The organism is Streptomyces sp. CAU 1734, assembly GCF_039888735.1.
Lineage (GTDB): Bacteria > Actinomycetota > Actinomycetes > Streptomycetales > Streptomycetaceae > Streptomyces.
Window position 1 is genome coordinate 409,580 of record NZ_JBDQQP010000002.1, and the last position, 16,371, is coordinate 425,950.

Genomic DNA, 16,371 nt, shown 5'->3' on the forward strand with positions numbered 1-16,371 from the left:
ACTGATGTACAGAGCACTACGGGGGAATCGATGGACGGATCGCCGGAGGCCGGGCTGCTGGAGGCCGGGGCGGTACTGCCGCTCGCGGGCGGCGGGACGGGAGGGGGCACGGACTCCGGTTCGGGAAGGGGTTCGGGTTCGGGTACGGGCTCCGGGGCGGCGACCGATGAGCTGACGGCGCGGGCGTACCGCCACGCGGCGCTGGACGACCGCACGGTGGTGCGGCTGGTGCCGGGCACCATCGCGCCGGCGGAGGATCTGGCGCTGGAGTATCTGGGGTTCGAGGGGGCCGGCGCGGATTCCGTCGGGCGGGTCAGACCGCAGTCGCTCGGCTTCCCGGCCTGGGCGCTGGTGCACGACCCCGCGCGCGGCCATCACGCACTGGCCGTGGTGAAGGAGATGGAGCGGCTGGGCCGGCAGGTGAGCACCAAGCCGGGCCTGGCGAAGGAGGGCTTCGACGAGATCGGGGTGCGGCTGGACCGTTCCGTACCGCAGTTCCTGCCGACCTACTACGAGCAGGTGGGGCGGTTGTTCCTGGCCGTGGAGGGACGGCAGCAGGCGTCGGTGTTCTTCGGGAAGGCGCGGGCGGCGGAGCAGCGGCACGCGCTTCCGGTGGACGAGTCCCGGCTCCGTGAGGTGTTCCTGGAGTTCGCCGGGGCCGGCGCGCTGAGCGGCAAGGCGCTGCGGGAGTACGCGAAGGGGCTGGCCGCGCGGCTCTCCCCGGCGGAGGCGTACGCGGAGTTCCGGGTGATCTCCGCGCAGCGGTGCGCGGCCGGGCTCACCCCGTACGCGGGCATGCTGGAGGATCTGCGGAGGCTCGCGCGGGCGGCGGATCTCGACGCCGCCGCCGAGGAGCGGTCGCTGCTCTCGGAGATCATCCACACCGGTGCGATGTCGCGGGCCTCGGGGACCTTCTGGAAGTCGGCGCTCGGCGCGCTCTCGGAGCTGGCCGCCGGGGATCCGGCCGTGCGGGAGCGGCTGCTGTCGCTGCTGCCGGATGTGGGCGGGGACAGCACCGAGGAGTTCGACGGGGAGTGGCTGGCGCTGCTGGAGCGGTGCGGTGCGTTCTCCCTGCTGCTGGACGGCACGGTGCCGGCCGCCGAGTGGCTCACCAGGTGGAGCCGTCACCGGCACCGCGGCTGGCGTGCGCTCAAGCGGCTGGAGTCCGAACTGGCCCTGGTGGAGCGGCTGGCGGACCGGCTGGTGGCGGACGGCACGCCGGTGAAGCTGCTGCGCGGCGGCGGCAACCGGTGCACCGCGGATCTGGATGTGCTCGATCTCTGTCTCGCGCTCGGCATTCCGGTGTACCCGCCGGGGGATGAGATGGAGCGGCTGGACCTGGGGAACTGGCTCGGTGACGAGCGCGCGGGCGGACGCGATCTGGCGGCCCTGGTGGCGGATCCCCGGTTCACCCGGATGCTGCGCGGCGGGGTGGAGCAGCTGGCCGGCTCGCCCGGCGAGCCCTCGGCCGCTCTCACGAAGGCCGCCGGCCATCCCGAGCTGTGCCGAGTGGTCGCGGGCTGGCTCACCGACCGGGCCGATGATCTGGAGCGGCCGGCCGGATTCCCCGAGCTGGACGCCCTGCTGAAGCGGATCAGGGCGTTCTCGGCGCCGGTGGTGCTGGCCACCGCTCCGGAGGCGGTGGACCGGATCGCCGAGTTCTCCCCCGTCGGCGCGCTCGCGCGGACCCTGAGCACCGGCATCCTCGACGAGCTGGGCTGGCCCGCCTTCGAGGAGGCGATGGCGGAGATGACCCTTCCCGCGTCCGCGCCGGCGGCCGGCCGGTCCCGGACCCGCGGCCGGGGCGGCGACGACTCGCCGGAGCTGGCGGACGCCTGGCCGGTGCTGGTGGTGCGGCAGGGCATGCTGGCCGTGGCCGCGGGCCCGGAGGGTGTGGTGGACCGCCACACGATCTCGCTGCCGGCGAAGCAGACGTACTCCTGGGAGACCCCGCTGGTGCGCTGGATCGGCGGCCAGTGGCTGACGATCAGCGGCAGCGGCACGGATCAGCGGGGCCGCTGGTCGGGGCGTCAGTCGGAGGTGTTCACCCCCGACGGGAGGCCGGGCAGCCACTGGCTCGCGTATCAGACCCCGTCGCTGGAGCTCCCGGACGGCGGCAGGACCTTCGGCGGGCGGCCGGTTCACCCGGGCGACACCTCGTTCGCGAGTGAGCACCGCGCGGTCGCGTCGGACGGTGTCTCCGTCTGGGTGCTGCACGATCAGGAGTGGTGGGACTACGACCCCGAGTCGGCCCGCCGGGGGCGGGTCTCGATGCCCGGATTCTTCGACTCCGCGCTCGCGGAGCGGTCCGGCAGCACCCTGTTGAACCGCTTCTGCCGGCTGCTGCCCGTCCGGGCCGGCCTGGAGGATTCGCCGTTCGGCAGTGCGAACGGCGTGGTGGGCTGGTGGGTGCGGTTCGATCCGCAGACGCGCACCCTGACCGCCTGTTCGGTCGACGGCACCCGCAGTCCGGCCGTGAAGGCCAGGAGCCGCCGTCCCGGACAGCTGACCGAGGGGATTCCGCTGCCGCCGCTGCGGCTGCCCGCCGGCGGGGTGCTCCATCCGCGCGAGGACCGCGGGCACCAGAGCCGGATCGACCTCCACGACGCCGAAGGGGTCTGTCTGGCCTCCCTCACGGAGGGCGGCCTGCCCGGGACGTACGCGGCGGGCACCGCGATGGTGGTTCCGGTCGGCTACTGGCATGCGTTCCGCCCCCGTGACGAGCGGGGTTCCGCCGCGCTGCGCGCGGTGACGGAGGAGAGCGCGCTGGCCCTGCTGGAGGCGGGCGTGGTGGCGGTGACGGAGGCGGTCCGGACCGGCACCGCCGATTCCATCGAATCGGCGGACCTCACCGGCGCCGTGCGCGAGGTGCTGCCGGAGGTCACCCATCCGGGGCTGCTGGCCGGAGTGACCGGATTCGTCCGCGAGGCCGTGCGGGTGGCCAGTACGATCGCGCGGATCAGGAAGCAGGGGGCCGGGGGCGCGGCCTCCGCCGACAGCGGTCCGCAGGTGCGCCACGCCCACGACGGCACGGTGCGGCATGCCCTCAACACCCTGATCAACACGGGGTATTTCTACGGAAACGAGGGACCGGGCAGCGGCACCGGGATGATGGACCAGCTGTGGGGAGTGCGGGACGCGCTGGCGTGTTCCGCCGACGAGAGCCGGGTGTGGCACTCGACCCACGGCAGGGACCGGCTCCATCTGGTCGGGGATGGCCTGGCCGCCGCGGCGATGGTCGCGGTCTCCCCGGTGACGGACCGGAAGCACCGGGACGCGGTGCTGGAGTACCTCGAAGCGGCCCTGGAGGTCCGGGCGGACGGCGAGGCCGTGCTCATCGACCCGCGCGGCCGGCTGCGGACGGTGGATCTGACGGGCGAGTGCGGCGGGGAACCGCAGCGGATGTCGGGCACCGTGCGCCACTCCGGCGCCCGGCGGCTTCTCGTCCAGAGGTGCTATGAGCGGGACAACGGCCTCGCCGTCTGGAAGTGCCTCGAATACGATCCCGCCGGGGTCTTCGGGGCCTGGGACGGGCTCACCGAGACGGAGTCCGAGGTGCACGGCCGGCCGGACGACCCGGCCCGGGCCGACACGGTGCGGCGGCTGATCGAGACCGCGCGGGAGCGCGGACCGCTGCCGTACCGGCCCGAGCAGGCGGTGGAGTTCGGTGAGCGGGTCGGTGTCGGGGCGGCCGTGGCCGCGCTGGTGCAGCTCGGCCTGCCGGAGATCAACGAGTGGGGCCGGGACGGTCTGCTGACGGCGGAGTATCTGGCCCCGCTGGGCCTCAAGACGCCGGATGCCAAGGCGGCCCGGTCGGCTCTGAGCGACTTCACCCTCGGTGAACGGCATCGGTACACCTCTCTGCTGCTGCCGTCGGCCCCGGAGCTGGTGGCCGGGCTGTGGGAGCGCGGCTTCGATCTGGAACCGCTCGCCGGGAGCTGGCTCGCGGAGCGCGGCAAGCGGCGGGTGGCACCCTCCTGGCTGGTCGCCCGCGTGGTGACCGAGGTCGGTTCCGGCACACTGCTGGATTCCGCGCTCAACCCCGAGGCACAGCCGGAGCTGACCGGGCGGACCGTGCAGAGTCTCGACAAGGACGGCGATCTGGCGGCGGCCGAGCCGTCGAAGCTGCTCACCATGTCGGAGCTGGGCGAGTACGTCGAAGCGCTGCGGTGGCTGGCGTACCGGCTGCCGTTCGGTGATCCGCTGCGGGCGGTGCTGCCGGTGACGCTGCGGATGCTCAGGGAGCGGCTCGCCGATCCGGCGCTGCTTCTCGATCCCGGTGTGGACTGGGACGACAAGGGCAAGCCGACCTCGGTCCGGGTCCGGGAGGCGTACGGTCTCGCGCCCCGGGTCAAGGACGGGCGGGAGGGCTTGGTCGAGGCGGGGCAGGCACTGGTGCTCGCGCCGATGAGTTACCGCGCGGAGTGGGATTCGATCTGGATCGGGGCGGCCGCCGTCACGGCCGGCGAGGTGCCGTGCGCCGATCATCCGGATGTGAAGCTGCTGGTGGCGATCGGCCGGGAGTCGCACGGCCTGGAGGCGCTCTTCACCGTGATGAGCGAGGAGTTCACCGCACTGGTGTCGGCGGACGGGCCCGCGGGCGCGCCGCAGTGTCCGGCGCACAGTGTGCCGGAGCTGGTGACGGCCGCGGCCGGGCGGTTCGGGCTCTCCGAGGACGCTGCGGCGCTCTATCTGATGCTGCTGGCGCTGCCCGACCCGACGGACCGGAATCAGGCCGCCTGGACCGGCTGGAAGCCGGCCCGGCTGAAGAGGGCCCGTACGGAGCTGGCCGCGACGGAGCTGGTGGTGGAGGCGAAGCGGGCGCGGGCGGGCCGCTCGCTCTTCCTGCCCGGCGGCTGGGCGGAGAACAGCGCGCCGAGGCTGCCGTGGGAGACCTGGAAGCAGGATCTGCTGCCCTGGGGCGGCCATGGCAGTGCGATACCCGACCGTCCGGTGGCGGATGTGTTCGCGCTGGCCTGGCAGCGGGTGGTGGACGGCGACGCGCCGGGGTTCGAGGAGTTCAGGGGGCGTACCGCACGGGGCGCCAGGGGAGGTTCGCGATGAGCAGCGGGACGATGCCGGCGGGGAGCACCGCCCGGGGGGCGGCGGAAGCACGGGACGGGGCACGGCAGGTGGAGCTGCCGGAGGACCGCCACCGCGAGGAGCTGGCCTTCCTCGCCGCGTACGACGACGGGCCGAGGCCGCCGGGGTGGCGGATGACGCCCCGTTCGGTGGTGCTTTTCATCTGCGGCTCGGACGGGGAGCCGCTGTCGGCCCCCGACGGCGGCCGGCTGGTGGTGTCACGGAAGTTCGTGGGCGACCGGGCCCTGGTGGAGCGGTGTGTGGTGACCCTGGCGGGTGAGCGCGGACTGCTGCTGGTCGGCGAGCCGGGCACCGCCAAGTCGATGCTGTCCGAGCTGCTGTCGGCGGCGGTGTGCGGTTCCAGCACGCTGACGGTGCAGGGCACCGCGGGCACCACCGAGGACCAGCTCCGCTACGGCTGGAACTACGCGATGCTGCTGGCCAAGGGCCCCAGCCGGGAGGCTCTGGTGCCGTCACCGGTGCTGACCGCGATGACCCGGGGCGCGGTGGCCCGGATCGAGGAGGTCACCCGCTGTCTGCCCGAGGTGCAGGACGCGCTGGTCTCGCTTCTCTCGGAGCGCCGGATGTCGGTACCGGAGCTGGCGGGCGGGGACGGCGCCGACGGCACCGTGCACGCGGTACCCGGCTTCACGCTGATCGCCACGGCGAATCTGCGCGACAAGGGCGTCTCGGAGATGTCCGCCGCCCTGAAGCGGCGGTTCAACTTCGAGGAGGTCGGGCCGATCGACGATCTCGACGCGGAGACGGAGCTGGTGCGCGGCCAGGCCACGGCGGCGCTGACGCGGTCCGGTGCGGCGTTCGGGGTGGATGACGCGGTGCTGGAGGCGCTGGTGACGGCCTTCCGTGATCTGCGCTCCGGGCGGAGCGCCGAGGGCTGGGAGGTGGAGCGGCCGTCCACGGTGATGTCCACGGCGGAGGCGGTGCAGGTCGCCACCTCCATGGGTCTGGGGGCGGCGTATCTGGGCGACGGCCGCGATGTGGTGCGCTCGCTGCCGGGCCATCTCCTGGGCACCGTCCGCAAGGACGACCCGGCGGACCACGCCCGGCTGCTCGGTTACTGGGACGGTCCGGTCCGCCGCCGCGCGGAGAACGGCGCCCCGCTCTGGCGGACCCTGTGGGAGCTGCGCGATGAGCTCTCCTGAGGTGGGGCGGGCGGCCTCCGCCCGCCCGCCGGGCCGGTCCGCCGGTTCCGGCGGGCGGGAGCCCGAGGAGGCTCTGCGGTCCCTCGCGGACTGCCGGGACCCCTATCTGATCGGGGTGCGGCACCACTCCCCCGCGCTGGCGGCGGCCGTGCCCGCGCTGCTGGCCGGCGCGGCGCCGGAGGTGCTGTTCATCGAGCTGCCGGAGGAGTTCGCGCCCTGGCTGGTCCATCTGGCGGATCCGGCGACCGTGCCGCCCGTCGCGCTGGCGGGGAGCGGGGCGGAATCGGGGCTGGTGTTTCTGCCGTTCGCGGAGTTCTCCCCGGAGCTGGCGGCGATCCGCTGGGCGCGGGAGGCGGGGGTGGAGGTCATTCCGTTCGATCTGCCGCTCGCGGCTCGGTCCGGTGACGCGGGCCCGGAGCAGGAGACGGAACCGGGTCCGGAGGCGGCGGACCGGGTGGGCGCGCCCCCGGCCGGGATGCTGACGGGCGCCCTGCGGGCACGCGCCGGTGGCCGCCCCGGCGACGATCTGTGGGACCGGCTCGTCGAGGCGGCGGCCCCGGGCGGCGAGCCCGAGGCGCTTCGCCGTGCGGCACTGCTGGTCGGCTGGGCCCTGCGGGCGGACAGCGGCACGGTGGACCCTTACGATCTGCGCCGCGAGGCGAACATGCGCCGCCGTCTGGCCGAACACGGCGGCCGGCGCGCGGCGGCGGTCATCGGGGCGTTCCACGCCCCGGCCCTGACCGGCCGCACGGCCGGCCCCGAAGCACCGGACACCCCGCCGTCCGCCGCGGCGCAGGCGGCCGGGACCCGGAGCGCGAGGGTGGCCGGTCCCACGCGATCGAGCGGACGCGAGGGCCTCGGCGCGACGCGCGCGCGGGTGTCCGGCCGGGACACCGCGGGCCCGTACCCGGTCGCCGGAAGCACGGGCGGCGGCGAGGGGTCCGGCTCCGGACCGCGGACCGGGCGGTCGGACAGCGGCGCCCCGACGCACCGGCCGGGTGCCGGGGCGGCGGTGGCGGACGGGCCCCGCCCGGCAGCCGGGCCCACGGGAGGGCTGCCGAGCGCGGGAGGCACGGTGCCGGGCAGGGGGGCGGGCACGGGGACGGCCGCACCGGGCGGCGCGCGGCACACCCGCGCGTCCGGCCCGGACACCGCGGGCACGGCCGACCGGCCGGGCCCGCACCCGGCCGCCCCGCACACGGGCGGGGAGGGGACATCCGGCTCCGGGCGGCGGATCGGGCCGGCGGGGGCGACCGTGCCCGGGGGCGCGCACGGGGATCCGGGCGGCGCGGGCGGTGTGGCCGGGCGGACCGGTGCGGTCTCGGACCGGGGGCCGGCCGGGGCCGGTCTGCGGGAGGCGGTGAAGGCCGCGCGGGAGCGGCCGGCGGCGGGGGAGGTGATCACCTCGCTGGTGCCCTACGCGTATCCGCTGCTCGATGAGCGGTCCGGCTATCCGGCCGGGATCCGGGATCCGGAGTGGCAGCACGGAGTCTTCCGCGCGGGCGGGGACCCGGAGCGGCTGGACGAGCTGCTGATCGCGACGGCGGTACGGATCTGCGCGGCGATCCGGAAGGCCGGGCATCCCAGTGGTCCCGCCGACGCGCGGGAGGTGGTCCGGGTGGCCCGGGATCTCGCGGCGCTGCGCGGGCTGCCCGCCGCCGGGCGGGGTGAGCTGGCGGAGGCCGCTCAGACGGTGCTCACCCAGGGGCAGTTGCTGGGCCGGGGCCGGGTCGTGGCCGCGGCGATGGAGCGGGTCCTGGTCGGCGGGCGGCAGGGGCGGCTGGCCCCGGGGACCCCTCGTTCGGGGCTCGGGCCGGCGGTGGAGGCGCTGCTCGCCGAGTTGCGGCTGCCGCACCCCGGGGATCCGGACCGCCGTGAGCTGCGGCTGGATGTGCTGCGGGCCGGGCTCGACCGGCGGCGGGAGATCGCGCTGCGGCGGCTCGCGGTGTGCCGGGTGCCGTACGGGGACGAGTCCTCGGTCGCGGGGGTCGGTGAGGCCGCCGCGCTGACCACCCGCTGGGCCGTGGCCTGGACACCGGCGTCGGCCGCGATGCTCGATGTGGCGGGAGTGCACGGGGTGACCCTGGAGCAGGCCGCGGCGGGGGTGCTGCGCAGGCGGCGGGCGGATCAGCGCGGAGAGGGCGGGCCGACGGCGGCGGAGGTCCTCGAAGGACTCTCCCTGGCGGCCTCCTGCGCCCTGCGCGGACTGGCCGCGGAGCGGCTGGGGGAGCTGGCCGAGCTGCTGCCCGCCACCGGCACCCTGCCCGAACTCCTCGCGGGGATGGCCCTGCTCGACCGGATCGGATCCGGTCATGTGCCGGGTGTGGAAGCGGAGTGGGAGCGGTCCGCGGTCGCCGCCGCGTACGAGGAGCTGGCCTCGGCGGGGGTTCGCGCGCTGGACGGGCTCGCGGGCTCGACCGAGCCCGCGGACGCCCGCGCGCTGATCTCCCTGGCCGGGCAGGCCGACGGAATCGGCGGCGGGCTCCGGCTGGCGGACGCGCTGGCCCGCCTGGAGACGGAGGCCACTCCGCTGATGCAGGGGGCGGCGGGGGCGGCGCGGGTGCTGCTGGGACACCGGGAGCCGGACGAGTTCGGGATCCGGCTGGCCGCGCGGGCGGACACGGCGACCACGCCGGAGCTCCGGGGGCGGCTGGCCGATTTCCTGCGCGGCTCGCTCCTCGGGGCGGGTCCGCTGCTGGAGGCGGGCCCCGCGCTGGACCCGCTGCTGGAGCGGGTGGAGTCCTTCCCGGACCGGGCGTTCCTGGACCGGCTTCCCGCGCTGCGGGCCGGCTTCGACGTCCTGGCGCCGGCGGCCCGGTCGCGGCTGCTCGCGGTGGTGGAGGACCGTACGGGCACGGCGGCGGGCACCCTCACCGGCGGAGTGACCGACCCGGCGGTGCTCGCGCTTCTCGCCCTCGCCGATCTGGCGGGCCGGGAGGCGCTGACCGGGCGCGGTCTGGCGCCCGGCCCCGTACGGCCCGACGCACCCGACGCACCCGACGCACCCGACGCACCCGACGCACCCGACGCACCCGACGCACCCGACGCCGGGAACCCTCCGGGGCCGCCCGGGGACACGGACCGGGCCGCACCGGCGCCGCTCACCACCGGGGACGCGGCCGTCGCGCTCGGCCCCGGTGAGCGGTGGCGGCTGCTCCTCGGCCGGGGCCGGGAGCTGAGCGGAACCGCCCTGCGTTACGCCACTGCCCTCGACGAGCTGTACGGGAGCGGGCGGGGCGAGGGCTCACGGAGCGAGCAGGGGGGCGCCGGAGGGCGCACCGGCGGCAGTGAGGCGTCCTACCCCGACGTCCGGGCCTGGTCCGAGGAGCTCGCCGCGCTCTTCGGCCCCGGTGTGCGCGAGGAGGTGCTGGCCGCCGCCGCCGACACGGGCCGGCTGGACGCCGCGCTCGCCCTGGACCCCGCATCGGCCCGTCCTTCGGTCGAGTTGCTGAGGACTGTGCTCTCCTACGCGGGCGGGCTGCCCGAACAGCAGCTCGCCCGGCTGCGGCCCCTAGTGGCCCGGCTGGTCAAGGAGCTGACCGAGGCGCTCGCCAACCGGCTGCGGCCCGCGCTCACGGGTCTCTCCCACCCCCGGCCCACCCGGCGCCCCGGCGGTCCGCTGGATCTTCCGCGCACCCTGCGGGCGAATCTGGCGACCGCCACGCGGGACGAGCACACGGGAGCGGTGACGGTCTTCCCGGAGCGGCCGGTGTTCCGGACCCGCGCCCGGCGGTCGGCGGACTGGCGGCTGGTGCTCGTGGTGGATGTGTCCGGCTCGATGGAGGCGTCCACCGTCTGGGCGGCGCTCACCGCGTCGGTTCTCGCCGGGGTGCCCGCCATCAGCACGCATTTCGTCGCCTTCTCCACCGAGGTCCTGGATCTCACCGACCATGTCGAGGACCCGCTGAGCCTGTTGCTGGAGGTCAGGGTCGGCGGCGGGACCAGCATCGCCAGGGGGCTGCGGCACGCCCGCGAGCTGGTCACCGTGCCGTCCCGCACCCTCGTCGTGCTGATCAGCGACTTCGAGGAGGGCGGCCCGGTCGGCCCGCTCCTCTCGGAGGTGCGGACCCTGGTCGACGCGGGCTGTCATGTTCTCGGCTGCGCCTCGCTGGACGACGCGGGCCGGCCCCGCTACTCCGCGGGTGTGGCGGGCCGGCTGGTGGCGGCGGGCATGCCGGTCGCCGCCCTCAGCCCTCTGGAGCTGGCCCGCTGGGTCGGCGAGCGCGTAGGAGGTACGCACCGGTGACAGGGAATCTCCCGGGGCTGCCCCCGGTGGCCGCCGATGTCGCGGCGGGAGCGCTGGATCTGCTCCCCGCCCGGCTGCGCAAGCGGGTGGACTCGGCGCTGGCGAAGGTGTCCGGCTGGCCGCTGGAGCCCACCGCCGACGGCGTGCGGGTGGTGGTGGACGCGGACACCTCGGTGACCCTCAGGGTCACCGGGGGGATCGTGGCGGACGCCGGCGACGCCGTGTGCGGCTGTCTGCTGGCACCCGCCTGTCTCCACCGTGCGGCGGTGCTGTCGAGCGCGCCGCTGGCGGAGCGGGCGGAGTTCGCCGAACCCCTCGCGGAGCCGGCGGAGGGGGAACCGGCCGGCGGCCCGGAGCCCGGCGGGGAGCGGCCTCGGGCCCAGGCCCCGGCGGGCGGGGCCGGGGAGGTCACCGGTGACACCCCGGGGGCCGGCGACACCGCCGGGGCGGACGAAGCGGCGGGGCCCGTTCCGACCCCGGCGCAGTACGCCGCGCTGGAGGCGCTGCGAGCCGCGGCGACCGCGGTACTGGTCGCCGGAGTGACCGGCGCGGGCGCCGTCCACCGGGCCGAGCTCCTGCATGCGGCCCACTCCGGCCGCCTGGCCGGGCTGCATCTGCCGGCCGCCGCGGCGGTGCGGATCGCCCGGCGGCTGGGCGAGGCGCAGGCGGAGGACGCGGCCTTCCGGCTCCCCGAGCTCTCCGCCGAGCTCTCCGGGCTGCTCGATCTCCTGCGGCGCCCCGGAGCTGCCGTGACACCCGCGCGCCGCTCCTATTCCCCGGCCGGGCCGCTCCGGCTGTACGGGCTCTTCACCGAGCCGGTCGTCACGGCCTCCGGCTATGCGGGCGCCACCGCGTACGGCGTCGCGGCCGACGGCACCCCGCACACACTCTCGGACATCGCTCCCGGGCCGCCGGAGCGGGCGATCCAGGCGGCGGGCACCCCCGTGCCCGGCGGCTGCGCGCTCCCCCTGCGCGAGTGGGGGGACGGCGGCTCGGTCATTCTGACCGGCCCGACGGTCTCGCCGGACGGCCGGATCGGCGGCGGCGGCAAGGTCCGTTCGGTGCGGGCCCCGGGCGCCCGGTGGGACGAGGCCCCGCTCGACGCGCTCTGGCGGCGCGAGCCGGCCGGGCAGCTCGCGGCGGCGCTCGACTGGCTCGCGCGGCCGGCCGAGAGCCGGCCGGCCGGCGGTGATCTGCTCTTCCTCACCGGCACGGTCACCGCCGGGGGGTTCCGGGTGACGGGCGGTCCGCTGCTGCGGCTGCTCGCCCCCGACGAGCGGCCCGAGCTCCCCCATGCGGAGAATCTGCGGCTCCTCGCCTCCTGTCCCGGGCTGGAACTGCGGCTGATCGTCCGGGCGGTGGCCGACCGCCCGGACGGCGTGCAGGCGCTCGCGGCGTCCTGGCGGGGCCACGACGGTGAGACGGTCCGCGCCGATCTGGGCCTGCGGCGGCTCAACCGCTCCCACATACCGGCCCCGGGGAACCCGGCTCCCCCGGGCGCGGGCGAGCGGTCCGGCGGGGCGGACATTCCGGCGCTGCCGATCGAGCTGGAGCTGCTGGCGCGCGCGGTGGACCGGGCCGTCGCGGGCGGCCGGGCCGTCACCGCCGCGGCGGCCGACGGCGAACTGCCGCGCCGGCTGAGCGCGGTGGGCCTGACCACGGGTGCGGAGTGCGCGCGGGCCCTCGGCGAGACGGCCGCCGCACGGCGGCACGACGGGCTCGGCAGGCTGCTGCCCGCCGACCCGGAGGCGTTCGCGACGGCCTGGCTCGGCGCGGCGGTGTACGCGGCCGCCGCGACCCGGTCGCTGCTGCCGGCCGCCTGGTCCGCACCGGCCCCGGCACCCGGAGCGGACGGATGAGCCCGCCCCGGGCCGCCGGCCCCGCCCGCGGCCGGGCCGCCCGCCCACCCCCGCGCCCCGCCGCCCCGGACACGAAAGGGTGAACCAAATCCGGCCGACCGGCGTCTGACCTGGTGTGAAACGACCACGACTCCGGATGAACCCACCCCGGCTCCCCCGCACCCGGCGGGGGCAGCGGCGGCTGGTGCAGGCCGCCATGCTCGGTTGTGTGCTCGCTCTCGTGCCCGCGACCTATGTCCACGCCTCCGCCGGCAGCCGGATCAGCACCGTCGCGGAGGTCCCCGCGCAGGATGTGGCCGTGGTCTTCGGAGCAGGGCTCTGGGAGGGCAGGCCCACCCCCTATCTGGCCCACCGGCTGGACACGGCGGCCGAGCTGTACCGGGCGGGCAAGGTCAAGGTGGTTCTGGTGACCGGCGACAACAGCCGGGCGGAGTACGACGAGCCGAACGCGATGCGGACGTATCTCACCGGCAAGGGCGTGCCGGACGACCGGATCGTCAGCGACTACGCGGGCTTCGACACCTGGGACTCCTGTGTCCGCGCGAAGAAGATCTTCGGGGTCGACCGGGCCGTCCTGGTGACCCAGGGGTTCCATATCCGGCGGGCGGTCACCCTCTGCCGGTCGGCGGGGGTCGACTCCTACGGCGTCGGGGTCGAGGAACCGCTGGACTCCGTCTGGCGCTACGGCGCGGTGCGGGAGATGATCGCGGCCGGAAAAGCCTCGCTGGACGTGGCCTTCAAGCCGGATCCGCAGTTCCTCGGAGACCGGGAGAAGGGTGTGGAGATCGCGCTGGCGGGAGCGGCCGTACCGCCCGGGTAGCCGGGGCACGGCCGGGACGTCTCCCGGACGCGCCGCCACACCCGGACAGCGGATCGCACCGGAGCCCGCCACGGGTCACAGTGGGCCCATGGGACAGATGAAGAAGGACAAGGCGTTCCTGCTCGCCCGGCACTCCGAAGCACTGGCGCTCTTCGGGGAGCGCGTGCACGCGGTACGGCCGGACCAGTGGGACGAACCGACTCCCTGTACCGAGTGGTCCGTGCGCGAACTGGTGAACCATCTCACCGCCGAGCAGCTGTGGGTGCCGGATCTGGTGACCGACGGCGCCGGCATCGACGAGGTGGGCGAGGCGCACGACGGCGATGTCCTCGGCACCCGGCCGCGCGCCGCCTGGGACGCGGCGGCCCGCGCGGCCCGGAGGGCCTTCGCGGAGCCGGGCGCGCTGGAGCGGACGGTCTGGCTGTCGTACGGGGAGACCCCGGCCGTGGCGTACTGCGCGCAGATGGTCACGGACGCGGTGGTGCACAGCTGGGATCTGTCCCGGGCGATCGGCGCGGACGAGCGGCTGCCCGATGTGCTGGTGGGATTCGCGCTCGACGAGGTCGCCCCGTACGCCTCGGAGCTCTCGAAGTCCGGGCTCTTCGCCCCGCCGGTCGAGCCGCCGCCGGGCGACAGCCACCAGACCAGACTTCTCGCCCTGCTCGGCCGCCGCGCCTGAGCACCTGACGCCGGACCACCCGGCCACCCGGCCACCCGGCCACCCGGCCACCAGAGCACCCGCCCGGACGACCGGACGGCGATACGGCGATACGGACAGCCGTACGGGGGCGGGCCGGATCCGCCGGGTCAGCCGTTGTACGGGTGGGTCGTGCGGGAGTCCCGCAGGGCATGCGCCCACCAGGCGAGCTGGTCGAGCATCGACTTCGCGGCGGCATCGCATCCGGTCGGGTCCTTGTGCCGGCCCTCCTCGTCGAACTGGGAATGGGCGTTGTGGAAGGAGACGGTGTCGCGGATGGTGACGGCGTGCAGCTCGGCGAAGACCTGGCGCAGATGCTCCACCGCGCGCAGGCCGCCGGAGATTCCGCCGTAGGAGACGAACCCGACCGGCTTGGCCCGCCACTGGGTGAAGTGCCAGTCGATGAGGCTCTTGAGGGAGGCGGGGAAGGAGTGGTTGTACTCCGGGGTGATGGCGATGAACGCGTCGGCGGCGTCCAGTTTGGGAGTGATCACCCCGAGGGATTCGGTGACGGAGAGGGTCGGATTGGCGGTGAGCCCGGTGGGGACGTCCGCCTTCCCGAGGTCGACCAGCTCGACCGCGAAATCCTCCCGCTGGCCGGCGTGCTCCAGGAACCAGTCGGCGATCACCGGGGCGAAACGGCCCTCGCGGTTGCTGGCGATGATGACCACCAGCTTCAGCGGGACGGTCCGGGCGGGGGCGGTCTGCGGGTTCTCCCGCGTGGTGAGGTCCATACCGAGAAGGGTCTTACCTCAAGCAGGCTTGAGGTCAAGTGGCCCGGCCGGCTCGTCCCCATACAGCCAAGTCATGGACCACCACACCACCTCACCCGCCCCAATGAACCACTCTCACCCCGGAGACCTCAGGGACCCCAGAGTGAACCCCCGGACCAGCACCCCGCCACCGCCCCCGCGGAACCGGCCCGGGCCGGCCGTCACCCATTCGGCACGCCCCGCACCTGATTCCCCGTCACCCGCCCTGACCTGCGAAAAGTCTCCACACCCCCGCCGACACGCCGTATCGGGACGCGCGACCTGATGGCATATCAGCAGGCGTGGGCGGCGCGGTGCGCCTTACCTCGGAGTGAAGAGCCGGCAACGCTTTCCCCGGAGGATCACCATGCGCACCACCGCCCGCCTGCTGACCTGTGCCGCGCTGGCGGCCGCGACCATAGGTCTCAGCGCCCCCGGAGCGCACGCCAGGGACTTCGAGTCCCTGGAGGTGTTCCCGTCCACCGCCGCACCGGGGGCGACCATCACCGTGAACACGACCGCCTGCGGCCGGCACGGACACGGCGTCGGCGACGCCCGTTCGCTCGGCGCGGGGGAGTTCCATCTCTCCCCCGGGACGCACAAGGAGACGGTGGTCGGACAGTTCCGGATCCCGCACGGCACCCAGTCGGGGACGTACGGCATCAGTGTCCGGTGCAACAACGGCAAGCGCGCGTCGGGCGATGTGACCGTGCGCCACCGCAGCGGCGATTCCGCCGGTCACAGCGGTGACCATGCCGGACAGCAGGACGACGGGCAGTATCAGGACGGGCAGTACGAGCAGCCCAGTGGCCATGTGCGGACCGGTGTCGGCGGCAGTGTCGGCCCCGACACCGACCGGATCGCGGCGGGTGTGGCCGTACTGGCCGCGGCCGCCGTCGGCGGGAGCCTGCTTCTGCGTCGCCGGGCGAGCGGCACGCGGAGCGGCTGACGGGCGACCGAGACCGTCCCCGTACCGCCGCGTCCCCCGTCCCCGCCCGGCTCCGGCCGGGCGGGGACGGGGGCACCACTACGGAGCCCCCGGAGAATCCATGAGCGCCAAGGGATGGTGCCTGGGCATCGCCGTCTGCACGGGTGTGTGGCTGGTGCAGAGCGGCGCGCGGGATGTGACCCCGCCCGTCCCCTCCGCCGCCGAGGCATTCGCCGCCGGGCCGCGCGAGCACACGGACGCCGCGGCCGACCCGCTGCCCCCGGCCGCGCCGCTGCGGCTGCGCATCCCCGACATCGAGGTGGACACCCCGCTCACCGGACTCGGCCTGGACCGGAAGCGGAGCCTTGAGGTGCCGCCGGCCGAGTACCGCAATCTCGCGGGCTGGTACCGGGACGGCACTCCCCCGGGCGCCAGGGGCACCGCCGTCGTCGCCGGACATGTCGACAACGCGGGCGGCCCCGCCGTCTTCTACGCCCTCGGCGCGCTCCGGAAGGGCCACCGCATCGAGGTGCTCCGGGCGGACGGCCGGACCGCCGTCTTCACCATCGACGCCATCGAGGTGTACGAGGCCGGCGACTTCCCCGACCGCAGGGTGTACGGGGCCCGCGACCGTGCCGAACTGCGGGTGATCACCTGCGGCGGCGGCTTCGACAAGAAGTCCGGCTACCGGGGCAATGTGGTCGCCTTCGCCCATCTCATCGGGGTGCGCACCACCACCGCCACCACCGGCGGCACGGCGAACGCGGGCCCGGGAGAATGAGGCCCCGGAGGGCTCGGCGGTCAGCCCGGCGAGGGCTCGGCGG

At 75.4% G+C, this 16,371-nt stretch carries 9 protein-coding genes; 8 read left to right on the forward strand and 1 reads right to left on the reverse strand.

Features of this window, described 5'->3' with window-relative positions:
• The first annotated feature begins 30 nt into the window (after positions 1 to 30).
• The 6 genes from AAFN69_RS05525 (at position 31) to AAFN69_RS05550 (ending at position 13,849) form a co-directional block, all read left to right on the forward strand.
• A complete protein-coding gene (locus AAFN69_RS05525) occupies positions 31 to 5,064 on the forward strand; it encodes a hypothetical protein (protein WP_347727131.1) in 5,034 nt (1,677 codons plus the stop codon).
• A complete protein-coding gene (locus AAFN69_RS05530) occupies positions 5,061 to 6,245 on the forward strand; it encodes an AAA family ATPase (protein WP_347727132.1) in 1,185 nt (394 codons plus the stop codon). Before AAFN69_RS05525 ends, AAFN69_RS05530 begins: the two co-directional genes overlap by 4 nt.
• Entirely contained in the window at positions 6,232 to 10,491 is a 4,260-nt protein-coding gene (locus AAFN69_RS05535; protein WP_347727133.1) for a DUF5682 family protein, read from the forward strand. Before AAFN69_RS05530 ends, AAFN69_RS05535 begins: the two co-directional genes overlap by 14 nt.
• Positions 10,488 to 12,350 carry a hypothetical protein gene (locus AAFN69_RS05540; RefSeq protein WP_347727134.1) on the forward strand — a complete coding sequence of 621 codons (1,863 nt, stop codon included), beginning with the start codon at positions 10,488 to 10,490 and terminating at the stop codon, positions 12,348 to 12,350. The genes AAFN69_RS05535 and AAFN69_RS05540 overlap by 4 nt, the downstream gene beginning before the upstream one ends.
• A 136-nt stretch (positions 12,351 to 12,486) precedes the next feature.
• Positions 12,487 to 13,170 carry an ElyC/SanA/YdcF family protein gene (locus tag AAFN69_RS05545; RefSeq protein WP_347727135.1) on the forward strand — a complete coding sequence of 228 codons (684 nt, stop codon included), beginning with the start codon at positions 12,487 to 12,489 and terminating at the stop codon, positions 13,168 to 13,170.
• 97 nt (positions 13,171 to 13,267) lie between these two features.
• Positions 13,268 to 13,849 (forward strand): TIGR03086 family metal-binding protein, encoded by a 582-nt coding sequence (locus AAFN69_RS05550; protein ID WP_347727279.1) that lies wholly within the window; start codon positions 13,268 to 13,270, stop codon positions 13,847 to 13,849.
• 128 nt (positions 13,850 to 13,977) lie between these two features.
• On the opposite strand, the gene AAFN69_RS05555 is transcribed toward AAFN69_RS05550, so the two are convergent.
• Positions 13,978 to 14,601: an NAD(P)H-dependent oxidoreductase gene (locus AAFN69_RS05555; RefSeq protein WP_347727136.1), complete on the reverse strand. Its 624-nt coding sequence runs from the start codon at positions 14,599 to 14,601 to the stop codon at positions 13,978 to 13,980.
• A 385-nt stretch (positions 14,602 to 14,986) separates the two neighbouring features.
• On the opposite strand from AAFN69_RS05555, the gene AAFN69_RS05560 reads away from it, so the two are divergent.
• Together AAFN69_RS05560 and AAFN69_RS05565 are read left to right on the forward strand one after the other, a co-directional pair.
• Positions 14,987 to 15,568: a hypothetical protein gene (locus AAFN69_RS05560; RefSeq protein WP_347727137.1), complete on the forward strand. Its 582-nt coding sequence runs from the start codon at positions 14,987 to 14,989 to the stop codon at positions 15,566 to 15,568.
• Positions 15,569 to 15,668: 100 nt separating this feature from the next.
• The gene (locus AAFN69_RS05565; protein WP_347727138.1) at positions 15,669 to 16,328 is read left to right on the forward strand and encodes a class F sortase; all 660 of its coding nucleotides are present in this window, start codon (positions 15,669 to 15,671) and stop codon (positions 16,326 to 16,328) included.
• Positions 16,329 to 16,371 lie beyond the last annotated feature (43 nt).